This window comes from Rhodococcus sp. ENV425 (assembly GCF_002887785.1).
Taxonomy (GTDB): Bacteria; Actinomycetota; Actinomycetes; order Mycobacteriales; family Mycobacteriaceae; genus Rhodococcus; species Rhodococcus aetherivorans.
Genome location: NZ_PCZU01000075.1, coordinates 2,504 through 14,129 on the forward strand (window position 1 = coordinate 2,504; position 11,626 = coordinate 14,129).

The window sequence follows — 11,626 nt, forward strand, 5'->3', positions numbered from 1 at the left end:
CAGACCGTGGGGGGCGGTGCATCGGCGAGTGACACCACTGCGGTCGTAGCCCCTCGGCCGGCGATATCCGGAGTGCCGGTAAGGGTGCCACGCTGCTCCATCCTGCTTTGCGCCCACCCGCTGGATCTGCCGATCGCGCTGCGCATCGGCCGCGGCACCTTGCGCAAGATGCGGCAGAATCTCGGTTGGGCGATCGGTTACAACACCATTGCGCTGCCGATCGCCGCCGGCGTGTTCGAACCCGCCTTCGGGCTGGTGCTGCGCCCGGAGATCGCGGCGCTGTCGATGTCCGGCTCGAGCCTGATCGTCGCGGTCAACGCGCTGATGCTCAAGCGGCTGCAACTGCCGTCCCCACCGCAGGAGCAGCCGGCCCCGCGCCCGGCGCCGGAGCCGATTCCCACCAGTCCGCGCCGCTGATCCTTTTCGGGCCGCTGATCCTTTTCGGGGTGCCGGTGCATCAGTGGGCACCGACGAGAAGTCGGGTGGGCCGGCGTGGCGGTAGAATCGGTGGTGTGGTCCTCGTATACGAGATCGCGCTCGTCCTGGTGGCCGTGCTGATCGTCTGGTTCTCGGTCTATGTGCTGTACCGCCTGGTCACCGACGACTCCACCGGTCGACACTACCGTCGCTGACACCGCCGCTTCCGGTCCCTGCGCAGCGGACGTGCGCGGATCGATCGAATCCGATTGCAGGGGTCACGCTTTCGGGTCCGGACGATGGGTGTGCAAGGCGTCGAGACGGCGCCGGTATTCGTCCTCGTCGATCTCGCCCCGGGCGAAGCGCATGGCTACGACCTCTTCCGGCGTCGGGGCATAGCCCGACGGGGGCGGTGTCGACCGGGGAGCCGCGGCGCGCACCAGCATCACGATTCCGACGATCACCAGGGCCCAGAACGCCACCATCCCGACTGTCATGAGCACGTAACCCCAACCGCTCATGCCGTCGCCGTACCAGAACATCATCGTCAACCACCCTTCCGCGGTCGGTGCCCGTGCACCGACTGTCCGGCCCCCGCACAGGGCCCACAGTGCCGGCCCGTGCTCAGCGGCGCGATCCCGGTTCTGCGCTGTCCACGGTGCCCGGCCCGGGTGTGTTCTTCTCCGTCGTTCTTGTGAAGATCTGCTCAAGAACTCCGGTGACGGCCGCTCGGACGCCCGGGCCGGTCACCGAGGGCCGGACGGGTCGAGGTCGCACCGTCAAGCGAGATCCGACAACGAGTAGATCCGCCTCGTCGGCGACGGCGAGTAGCACCGCAGCAGCGGGTCTTTCCCCTCTTGCCGGTCGACCTCGACGCTTCGGACAGCGCTCATTCGAGCGCGAGCAGCGACCGCCGCGAACCGTCCACTCCGACGGCGATCCGAAACACCGTACCGATATCCACGATGGGTCCCCTTCACTTCCGGACCGGTCCGCGCCCTCGCTACGGTTTCACCGGAGCCGTCCTGCAGAAGACGCCCACCAGTCCTGGTGACCTGCGGCGTGCGTGTTCCCCGCACATCTGGATCACGACGGGGTTGCGTGAAGATCCGCCATCCGACCCGCCCACAGTGAACCACGCCACCCTCCGCGGGTGGTGGTGGCTGTGACCTCGACAGAAGCCAACTCCGGCAGTTTCGTCCGGTAGCGGCCCGGCGGGCCATAGCCGCTTCCCGGCACAGATTCGGGCGTTGTAGCGCTATAACGTGCGGTGCGGATGCTCTCAGGCTACGTGCGCCGCGACCCGGCGCCGGAATCCCCCTCACTGCACCTTTCCTGGACGGCAGAGGCCTTGCAGACTGTCTCACTCGGCTGCAATCCTCCCGACCCAGGAGCGGACCTGACGCCCGGCTGTCACGCGCGCGGCATACCCCAGTGGCACCGGCACGACGCAGGGGAGAGGCTCGAGCCGCTGCGCCGCCGGCTGTCCTCGCCCCGGCAAGTCGCAGCGCGAACGTGCTGAGGGCCATGCTGCGCGACAACACCGCCCATCACCCAGCACCGACCATCGCTACGGCGGCGTAGCCCCGAGATTCGGGGGTGCCGGTAGACGCCTGCCACTGAAATGCGCCTCCCAGCGTTCCGCCTACTGGCGTGGACGTGGATCGGCCTCGTAAGGGTCGGGAGTGCGGCACGATTCTGTGGTGAGGATCGATCCCGCGTCCGGTTCTGACCTCGATCTGGTCCAGGTCGGGCCGGTCGAAGTAGACCCGGCTGCCCTGGAAGGGCCGGGATCGTCACTGTGGGACCTCATCGGCGACCGTCGAGTCGAGATGCGCTCCCCAGATGGTGTACTCGATCTCCCACACCGGGGGTGGCGACGACTCTTCCCCAGCCGGGACGCCGTCACCGAATCGAGGGAGGTCTTCCCGCACCGCACGGGCAGATGCCGGATGCGTGGGTACTGGTGGTCGTCGCCGAGGTCGAGGAGATCTGGACGGTAAGTGCGCACCCCGGTCCGATCTGGGTGCACCGCTGCCGCGCTGCCCGCCGGCTCGGTCTGGAGTTGCGCTGGCCCGGCGAGCACACCTGCAAGGCCGGGTCACTGCCCGGTGTGACGATCGACCTGGTCAATACCGCAAACAGGAAGTGGATCAACGATGCCGGAGACCAGATGACCGTCCGCGGGTGGCTACTCGACAAGAAGGGCGAACCGATCAGGCCGGCGTTGTCGTTGTTCTCGCACGCGCCGACGCTGCCCACTCTCAACCCAGGCGACCGGATTTCCCTGCGGGTTACCCTCGTCACTCGCGAGGTCGTGGACTTCCCTCCCGGGCGCTACGCGCTGGCGGCCGAGCTCAATGACCTGGGGGCTGACGTCACCTCCAGGAGCCTTGATCCTGTCCGGCCCAACCCCCGCCCAGTAGGCGTTCGGCCATCGAATGGCTTGAGGCCACACGGTGGGTCGGTGCGTTCGCACTTCAGGATCCGCGGCCCTGCGTCGCCCGCAGCTCCGGAAGAGGAGCGGCCTGCGGCCGCACTGGTCAAGTCTCCAGAAGTGGTGTAGCGCTGCGGACCCTGTAGGTCTCAGGCGCTGAGTGCAGGCATGGTGTCCGCTCCCATCTCGCGGTCGGTGTCGGTGACGGTGTTCAGACGGCATCGGGCCAGTACGTCGAGGCCGAGCTAGCGTCGGCCTTCGAGCCATTCGTCGGTCTGCTCGGCGAGGACCGCACCGACCAGACAGACGATCGCGTCCCGATTCGGGAAGATCCCGACCGCGTCGGTGCGGCGCCGGATCTCCCTGTTCAGCCGATCTGGGGTTGTTGGACCAGGTCTGACTCCACACGTCCTTCGGAAAGGCGGTGAACGCGAGGATGTCTTCCCGGGCCTGCCCGAGATGCTCGGCCACCGCTGGGAGTTTGTCGTCGACGTAGTCGAGGAGCTGGCCGAACTGGGCGTGCACCGATCCGGCGTCGGGTTGGTCGTAAACTTCAGTGCTGCATCGCCTTCACGGCCGGCCACATGTTCTTCGGACAGATCGACATGAGATTGGCTGCGTAGTGCGTTCGGCAGCGTTGCCACACCGTTCCGGGCAGGTTCGCCGCGATCGCCTCGTGCAGACCGACATGGGCGTCGAGGTGACCAGCCGGACCACCCGCACCACCGTCCTGATCGCCGGAGGCAGCCAGCAGGTGTGCCTGGATGTGACCAGCGCGCTGACCGCAGCCGCAGCGGTGCTCGCCACCGTCGGCGCGGTGCGGATGGTCTTCGCCGACCCGACTGTGGCCCGGGGCCTGGTTGCGGTGCTGCGCCGCCCCGCCACCGGCGGGTTTCCTATGGCATTGCCCGAGCAATTCCTGCTGCGCCCGGACCGCTTCACTGCCGACGAGCATGTGGTGACGGTGAACTGGTCCCAGGTACCCACGTCCAAGGTCACCGCCGGTGGGGCGTTCGATTCGCAGCGTCGCCGTCACATCCACTGGGCCGACGTGGAGACCGGATCGTTGGTCTTCCGGTTTTTCGACAAGGCCGGACATGCCGCGTTCGTCGCCGAGATCGCCCGCACGGTGCAGGTGGCCCGCTCGGTGCTGCTCCCGGCCGAGGACCACCGCCGACTACGAACGCAGCTTCCGCACCGGCTGGGCCGAGTACTAACGCAGCCGCCGCTGACTCACGAACGGGACGTGTCCCAAATGCACATCCCAACCGAATACGAATCAGACGGAACTTAAGAAAAAACCGAACCACCACACAACAGTCAACAAACCTATCGAACTTACCGCCCCTACCAACCACACCGCCGCGCTCAAGAGCATCAAGCGGGCCGTGCACAAGGCCTGCTACACCGCCCAGCCCCGCGCGAACACCAAACCGCTCCGGCTCTATCGGCAGATCGGGTGACGATCTGCGGGCCGAGTTTCGCCACGACGAAAGGGGTTCTCCCCGGCCGATCCCGAGTACATGCGCAGGTTCGCCGAGACGTGCCCCGACCCCGACACAATCGGTCAACGACCCGTTGGCCAATTGCGCTGGGTCATGTCATCGAGCTGCTCGATAAACTCGACGACGCCCGGGTTGCGCGACTGGTACAGCGCCGAGGACATCGCCCATGGCTGGAGCCGGCCCGTGCTGGCCCACCAGATCAGCACCAGGCTGTACCTGCGGGAGGGTGGCCCCGTCCAACTTCCCGCACGCGCTCGAGCCCACCGATTCCGAGCTCGCTGGAGCAGGTCATCAAGGATCCGTTTGCGCTCGAGTTTCCCGCCATTGACGGGGACGCCGTCGAGCGTCACTTCGAGGATCGGCTCGTCGAGCGCATCATCGACACCCTGGGCGAGTCAGGGCCCGGCCGCGCGTTGGTGGGCCGCGAGGTCCACTTCGAGGTCGCGGGATCGGTGGGCCTGCACGGTCGAGAACACCACCGGGCTGTGAGGGGGCGGATGGGTACCGCGGGAGGGTGGGGACGTGGTGCAGGGACGCTGGTCGCGCGATGCGCCCACCCGAGCCGACACGCCGGTTGTCGTATCCGGAGGTGGGGGGACACCGCAGGTGCGTTGCCCCCCCCGGGTATGAGCATCTGCGGCGGGCCCGTGTCCTCGGCAGCGGAAAGGCGGTGTTCGACACCGCTGGCGCGCAGTTGATGCGGTGGGATCTGCACCGTCGTGCCGGCCTCGCGGTTGCGGCGACCACCCCGCAGACGGTGGTGGGTGCGCGGGTGATGCTGCGGCTGCGCTTCGCGGTGCTGCATGTGGACGCGCCGTGTCAGGTGGTTGCTGTCGTCGACGAACCCCCGCCGGCCGGGGTTCGCCTACGGCACCCTCGACGGCCATCCCGAACAGGGCGAGGAACTGTTCTGCCTCGAGTGGCGCGACGACGACACCGTTCTGCTCGTCATCGTGGCGTTCTCCCGCCCAGCGGTCTGGTGGTCCCGGACGGTGGCGCCACTGGCGCGGTGGGTGCAGCATCGTCTCACCGACCAATACCTGCATGCCCTTGTCCCGCGCACCCGCGGTGCGTGAGCCGCTCCGTATCGTGCCGGTGCGATATCGAGCGAACGGGTGTCCAGGTGAGACGCATGCCGAGGACGTGGCCGCGGCGGTGGAGCCCGCGGCACGATGGATCACCTGGCGGGGGAGCAGGGTTTGCAGTTGCTGCAGGTGACCGATCCCGCCCTCGACGAGCAGGTCGATCCGGGTCCGGTCACCTGGACCGGTCACCTGGACCGGCCGGACGTGACCGCTGAGCCGAGCTCGAGATTCTCGAGGCGATGCTGCGGGCGGTGGCGGTCCGGCTGCCATACACCGTCACCGGGCACCCGGTCGACAGGGATTCCCGCGCCGAGGCGCTGGGGTTGTCGCTCGACGTCGGGCGCCTCGGTCCTGCTGCGCCAGTGAATCACCAGGGTGGGTGCACCCGAGATCGACCGGTGAGGCGGGCAGGGTCGGCCTGGCTACCGGCAGGCGGCCAGGGCGTGGACATTCGAGATCGACACCTCGATCCCGGCCACGGGTTCCGGCCGCCCGGGCCGACGCCGACCTGCACGAGGTCCCCAGGGGTCGGTCGCCGGCTCGACGACCATCCCGGACCGGCACGAGGTGTCGTTGCTGATCCGTACCGATTTCAGCGACGACACCTCGTGGCGGGACACCGCGCCGGCGGCGATGGCCCCCGCCGGAAGGAGCGGCCGCCGAATTCGCGGCTCACTTGCCGTGACCATCGCGGCTGTGCTGGGCGTGATCGGCAGCGGACCGCCGAACCACGTCTTCCTTACCCACCTCGAAGATTCCGTCCTCGTCGTCGACCCGGTCCGGCAGGCACCGGGCACGCGCCCGATCGCGCGTTCTGAGGTGCGCCCGACGCAGAGGGACGCAGAGCGGGCGGCGCAGAACACCCTCCCGATCGCACCCACGGACGTCGACGATTTCGCCCGCAGTGTCGACCCCGACGGGAACTACCGCGGAGTCTTCCGACACCGCCGTCCGCCTGCCCCCGCTCCCCATGAGCTGCCGCGCCGACCGCGGGAGCGGGGACAAGGGACACCCGAGGTCGGCAACGAGGGCCGGCACCACACCCCGGTACGCCCGAATCGTGCGCAGACGCGGTGAACGTCGATCGGCGGGCGCATCCGCGCACTACCTGCCGGCCCCATGACCACCAGACCCCGAGTCGAGCCCCGGACAACGGTCGGCGGGGACCGGAAGACCGTCGATCCAGGCGCGAGGGGCCACCGTAGTGTAGATACTCGGTGGTGAACAAGATCAGAGCATCGGCTGTGCTTGCGCTCGTCGGCGTCTTCTTCCTGGTCGGGGCCGGAGTCGGGTCCGCCAGTCCGCCGGGTATCGATCCATTGGCGGGCGTACCGGAGCCGCTGCGTCCGGTCGCGGCGGCGGTGATGCAGTTTGTTGGCACCGCGTGGAACGTTCTCGCCGACCTGGCGAACCTGGTGTGGTTCGGTTCGAGTTGACCACCGTCGTCCTCGCCTGCCGGCCGACCGTAGAGAGCAGACGACCTCGCGAGGTACTCGACCGGCCACCCGGGGTGCGGTGCCGGTGGCGTCCGCCGTCCGTGTCGAGCGGCCGGGCGGAGCGCAGGTCGTCGGTGCCGGCTCGCGCGGGCACTGACGCGGCCGGTCCGCTCCACGACGGTCGCGGTGCGCTGCGCCCCGCGACCGGGAGGGGGTCGGTGACGGCACGACTTTCCTGGAAGGCATCGGGCGCGGGGCGGACGAACCCCCGCAAAAGAGGTCGATCGGTATGTTAAAGTGGGACGTCCGATCCGGACAGCACCTCCACGGCGATCGGCAGGGGGACGCGATGGACGACTTCGCACAGTTCGCCCGCGACGTCCTCGCGGTTCTACGCCCGTGTCTGCCCGTCGAGGTCCGCGACACCGTTGATTTCTACTGCGAGGACGGCCGCTGGCACCGGGCGGTGGTCACCGCCGTGCGGGGCGCTGCCCAGCGCCGGGCCGCGCTCCCGGCGCTGATGCTCAAACTGCTGCAGGTGCGTGCCGAGGACGGGGTGTCGTTTCGTCGCCGCGATGCGGCACACGTGCTGCGTGCCCTGCCGCACCTGCGCGCCGACGCTCTGCCGTGACCCGACCGGTTCACCGGTTCCCGGCGCGGCGGGCCGGAAGTGGACGTGCAGCAGGGGGTGCCCGGCCGCGGCCCGAACGTGCGGGTCGGGTCGGCGGGTGGTTCACAGACGCGGGTCGACGGGTTCGGATTCGAGGGCGAGCACCGCGAACACACACTGGTGGACTCGCCAGACGGGCTCCCCGGCGGCGACGCGGCGCAGCGCCTCGAGTCCGAGGGCGTACTCACGCACGGCCATGGAGCGTTTCGGGCCGAGGTTGCGCTGCTTGAGCCGGGCCAGTGTCGCCGGGTCGGTGTAGTCGGGGCCGTAGATGAGCCGCAGGTATTCGCGTCCGCGTACCTTCAGGCTCGGCTGCACGAGACCCTTCGGGCCACGGACGAGGTTGTCGAACGGTTTGACCACCATGCCCTCGCCGCCTTCGGCGGTGAGATCCTCCCACCACCTCACCCCCGCGGCGCGCGAGGGTGCCTCGGCGGTGTCGACGACGAGTCGACGGGTGCTCCGAAACAGCTCCGGGACCGTATCGACGAGACGGTCGGCCAGATCCAGATGCCACTGATGGCTTCGCGTCTGGTAGGTGCCGGCATCGCTGGCCAGGAGCTGGAACGGTGCCACCTGCACACCGCACGCCGTGTCGATCGGTTGTGTGTAGCGGCGATACGAGTCGACGAACAGTTCGGCGTTGGCGGCCCGCGACCGCGTCCGGGCGAGCAGGTCGGCCACGTCGGCGCCGCGCGCCGCGGCCGCCTCGAGCACACCGATCGTCGCCGGCAGGGAGGTCCTGGCGGCGGCGCCGACCTTCGCGTACTGGTCGCGGACCATCGCCTCGGCCTTCGCCGTCCACGGCAGGATCTCGGCATCGAGCAGGACCCACGCCGCCCCCAGCTCCGCCCACACCCCTGCCGCGGGGAGGGCGTGCGCGATCCGCGACAGCACGGCCGCCTGCCGGTGGGCAGGAAAGAACGCTCGACCGGTGCGGGTGTGGATGACCCCGGTCCCGTCGGCGGTCACCCGCACGATGGCCCGCGAGCCCATGTGTTTTTCCTCGCACAGCACCCGACCGACGGAGTGTTTCGCGTAGTGCGCGAACGCCTCGTCCGGGTGTTCGAGCAGGCCCGCACGGGGTGAGCTGTCGACCGGCGACATGGTCGGCGGCAGATAGTGCAGATCGGCCGGCGCGACGGCGAACCGGCTCATCACCTCGAGCGCCCCGGCCGCGTTCTCCTCCCGCAGCGAGACCCGGCCCAGGTGTTCGGTCTCGATCACGCGGTGGCCGAGCACATCGGACAGCTTCAATACCTGGCGGTCGCGTTCGGGCGGAGCCGACGGGCGGACCGGCTGGTAGTACGTCGCGCGGGCGGGGACCGAGACGACCTCGCGTTCGGGGTAGCGCAATGCGGTCAGGCTGCCACCGAAGACACAGCCGGTGTCCAGGCACATCGTGTTGTTGATCCACTCGGCGGCCGGCACCGGGGTGTGCCCGTACAGGACCGTCGCCGCCCCGCGGTAGTCATCGGCCCACGGATACCGCACCGGAAACCCGAATTCATCGGTCTCGCCACTGGTGTCGCCGTAGAGGGCGAACGCGCGGACCCGGCCCGACGCGCGACCGTGGTACTTCTCCTTCAGGCCCGCGTGGGCCACCACGAGCTTGCCGTCGTCGAGGACGTAGTGCGCCACGAGCGCGTCGCAGAACCTGCGTACCTCGACAACGAACGACTCGTCTTCACGGGAGAGCTGCTCGAGCGTCTGCTGCAGACCGTGCGTGGCCTGCACATTCTTGCGGCCCAGTGCCCGGACCAGCTTCGCCTCGTGATTGCCGGACACACACAGGGCGTTCGCGTTCGCCACCATGCCCATCACCAGACGCAACACCCCCGGCGAGTCCGGACCCCGATCGATCACATCCCCGACGAACACCGCCCGCCGACCGCCCGGGTGCGCGGCGTCGACGGCGCGGCCCGCCTCGTCGCGCACGAGCACATATCCCAACTTGTCGAGCAGCACCTCGAGCTCCTCGCGGCAGCCGTGCACGTCGCCGATCACATCGAACGGGCCGTGCTCGTCCCGGCGGTCGTTGAACAGCCGGGTCCGCACGATCGTCGTCTCGGCCACGGCCTCGACCGAATCCAGGACATGGATGGTGCGGAACCCCTCGCGCTTGAGGCCGCGCACCGACCGCCGCAGCTGCTCGTGCTGACGCTTGACGGCCCGGGCGTCGAAGGAGCGCTCCGGGCGGGCGGCGTTGCGTTCGATGGCCAGTGTCGTCGGTAGATCCAGCACGATCGCCACCGGCAGCACATCGTGGGCCTTGGCCAGCGCCAGCAGCGACCGGCGCGCCGCGGGTTGCACGTTGGTCGCGTCGACAACCGTGAGCCGACCCCGGGACAGACGCTTACCGGCGATGAACTCGAGGAGGTCGAAGGCGTCCGACGTCGCGTCCTGGTCGTTCGGATCGTCCGAGACCATCGCCCGGCACTGATCGCTGGAGACGACCTCGGTCGGAGCGAAATGCGTCGCCGCGAACGTCGACTTGCCGGATCCACTGACCCCGACCAGCACGACCAACGACAGCTCCGGAATGCTCAACTCGCTCACGCCGCGTCCCCCGATCTCGTGCGGCGGGTGAACACGGCCATCTGGGTGGGCGATCCCACCTGTGGGTCGGAGTCGCCCACCGGCCGCACCGTCACCTCGTAGCCGTGGGCTTGCCCCACCGAGCGGGTCCAGGCGGCGAACTGCTCCCGCGTCCACTCGAAGCGGTGATCCGGGTGCCGGAAGCCGCCGCCCGTCAGCGCCGGGTACCGCACGTTGTACTCGCTGTTCGGGGTGGTGATCACGACGTGCCGCGGTCGCATCGCCCCGAACACATTGCCCACCACCGCCGGTAACCGATCCGGATCGATGTGTTCGATGACCTCCATGAGGATCACCAGATCCAGGCCGTCGAGGCGGTCGTCCTCGTACTGCAACGACGACAGCAACAACGTCAACCGCTCGGACTGCCGCTCGGTCATCCGGTCGACGCGCAGACGCCGGGCCGCCTTCGACAACGCCCCGGCGGAGACCTCGGTGCCGATCACCCGGCCCACCCCCTGCAGCGCGAGCAACGACCCCAACAGCGCGCCGGACCCGCACCCGAGGTCGGCGATCGATGCCGGCCGCAGCGTCCGCACGACCTCGAGCACGGCGTCGTGGCGGATACGGACCAGCGGCCGGGACAGGACGGATTCGTCGTCGACCGCGTCCTCGGCGGGGCGGTCGTCGAGTTCGACCAGTCGTTGTCTGGCGGCGTTCGTCAACTCCCGTCGGTGGGCCAGATACCGCTCTGCCACCAGCTCCCGTTCCGGGTGCGCAGCCAACCAGCCCGAGCCGGCCCGCACCAGCTTGTCGACCTCCTCGTCGCCGACCCAGTAGTGCTTGGTGTCGTCGAGCACCGGCAGCAACACGTACAGGTGGTTCAACGCGTCAGCCACCCGCAGCGACCCCACCAGCGTCACCGAGACCAACGGTGCCTCGCCCCACTCCGGCCGGGTGGCGTCCAACCCGATCGGTGCCGCCGCGACCTTCCACCCCATCGGCGCGAACAACCGCTGCACCAGGCCGGGATCCCCCGGAACCGCGGGCAGCGCGATCGTCAGATCCAGCGCCGACTCGACCAACTCTTCGTGACCGGCACAGCGTCCGGACAGCGCCGACCGAAACACCTTTCCCAGGGCCACCGACAGCAACGACGACGCCACGTAGGGGCGATCGTTCACGTACTGCCCCAGCACGAAACCGTCACTCCCACCGGAGCGTCCACGGACCAACGCGACCGGATCCACCTCGAGCACCATCGCGACCGTGCAGCGCTCGGCGCTGACCTCAGGGTAGAAGACGTGCGCGGTCCGGCCGTACACGCCGAACTGCTGGACCCGCTCCGGATGCTTGTGCAGCAGGTAGCCGAAATCGCCCGGCACGGCAAGGGCCGGGGACCGGGCAGCGGAGATGGTCAACAACATCTGCACAGTCTGCCGCACGAGTAGTTCCCGGACCGGCGGAGCCGTCGATCGCGCCGACTCGAGACGGGATGCCTGTACGTACCTGCCCACCCCCGCCCGGCGCGGTCCACG

The 11,626-nt window shown here is 69.0% G+C and carries 8 protein-coding genes and 3 pseudogenes; 7 read left to right on the top strand and 4 right to left on the bottom strand.

The genetic code is table 11. The features are described 5' to 3' along the window. Positions 1 to 417: pseudogene (locus tag CQZ88_RS05660) on the top strand (hypothetical protein); the annotation flags it as partial. Between the two features lie 278 nt (positions 418 to 695). Here the strand turns inward: CQZ88_RS05660 and CQZ88_RS05665 are convergent. After that, positions 696 to 962 carry an SHOCT domain-containing protein gene (locus tag CQZ88_RS05665; protein WP_010593674.1) on the bottom strand — a complete coding sequence of 89 codons (267 nt, stop codon included), beginning with the start codon at positions 960 to 962 and terminating at the stop codon, positions 696 to 698. A 1,400-nt stretch (positions 963 to 2,362) separates the two neighbouring features. Here CQZ88_RS05665 and CQZ88_RS30500 point away from each other — a divergent pair. Then, complete coding sequence (locus CQZ88_RS30500; protein WP_258008457.1) at positions 2,363 to 2,983, top strand: hypothetical protein; 621 nt, start codon at positions 2,363 to 2,365, stop codon at positions 2,981 to 2,983. A 20-nt stretch (positions 2,984 to 3,003) separates the two neighbouring features. Here the strand turns inward: CQZ88_RS30500 and CQZ88_RS05675 are convergent. Beyond that, positions 3,004 to 3,551 (bottom strand): annotated as a pseudogene (locus tag CQZ88_RS05675) (transposase); the annotation flags it as partial. On the opposite strand from CQZ88_RS05675, the gene CQZ88_RS05680 reads away from it, so the two are divergent. The 5 genes and pseudogenes from CQZ88_RS05680 to CQZ88_RS05705 all read left to right on the top strand — a co-directional run bounded on the left by CQZ88_RS05680 (position 3,531) and on the right by CQZ88_RS05705 (position 7,511). Beyond that, positions 3,531 to 4,148, top strand: a complete 618-nt coding sequence (locus CQZ88_RS05680) for a hypothetical protein (protein ID WP_258008460.1) — start codon at positions 3,531 to 3,533, stop codon at positions 4,146 to 4,148. The pseudogene CQZ88_RS05675 and the gene CQZ88_RS05680 overlap by 21 nt on opposite strands. A gap of 229 nt (positions 4,149 to 4,377) precedes the next feature. Then, positions 4,378 to 4,848, top strand: coding sequence for a DUF1016 N-terminal domain-containing protein (locus CQZ88_RS32370; protein WP_102799373.1), 471 nt, complete (start codon positions 4,378 to 4,380; stop codon positions 4,846 to 4,848). Between the two features lie 58 nt (positions 4,849 to 4,906). Next, positions 4,907 to 5,435: pseudogene (locus tag CQZ88_RS32375) on the top strand (DUF1990 family protein). 1,226 nt (positions 5,436 to 6,661) lie between these two features. Further along, the gene (locus tag CQZ88_RS05700; protein WP_102799375.1) at positions 6,662 to 6,880 is read left to right on the top strand and encodes a hypothetical protein; all 219 of its coding nucleotides are present in this window, start codon (positions 6,662 to 6,664) and stop codon (positions 6,878 to 6,880) included. A gap of 349 nt (positions 6,881 to 7,229) precedes the next feature. Further along, a complete protein-coding gene (locus CQZ88_RS05705) occupies positions 7,230 to 7,511 on the top strand; it encodes a hypothetical protein (protein WP_102799376.1) in 282 nt (93 codons plus the stop codon). Between the two features lie 102 nt (positions 7,512 to 7,613). Here the strand turns inward: CQZ88_RS05705 and CQZ88_RS05710 are convergent, their stop codons facing one another. Together CQZ88_RS05710 and CQZ88_RS05715 are read right to left on the bottom strand one after the other, a co-directional pair. Beyond that, a complete protein-coding gene (locus CQZ88_RS05710; RefSeq protein ID WP_102799377.1) occupies positions 7,614 to 10,109 on the bottom strand; it encodes a polynucleotide kinase-phosphatase in 2,496 nt (831 codons plus the stop codon). After that, the gene (locus tag CQZ88_RS05715) at positions 10,106 to 11,515 is read right to left on the bottom strand and encodes a 3' terminal RNA ribose 2'-O-methyltransferase Hen1 (protein WP_102799381.1); all 1,410 of its coding nucleotides are present in this window, start codon (positions 11,513 to 11,515) and stop codon (positions 10,106 to 10,108) included. The genes CQZ88_RS05710 and CQZ88_RS05715 overlap by 4 nt, the downstream gene beginning before the upstream one ends. Positions 11,516 to 11,626 lie beyond the last annotated feature (111 nt).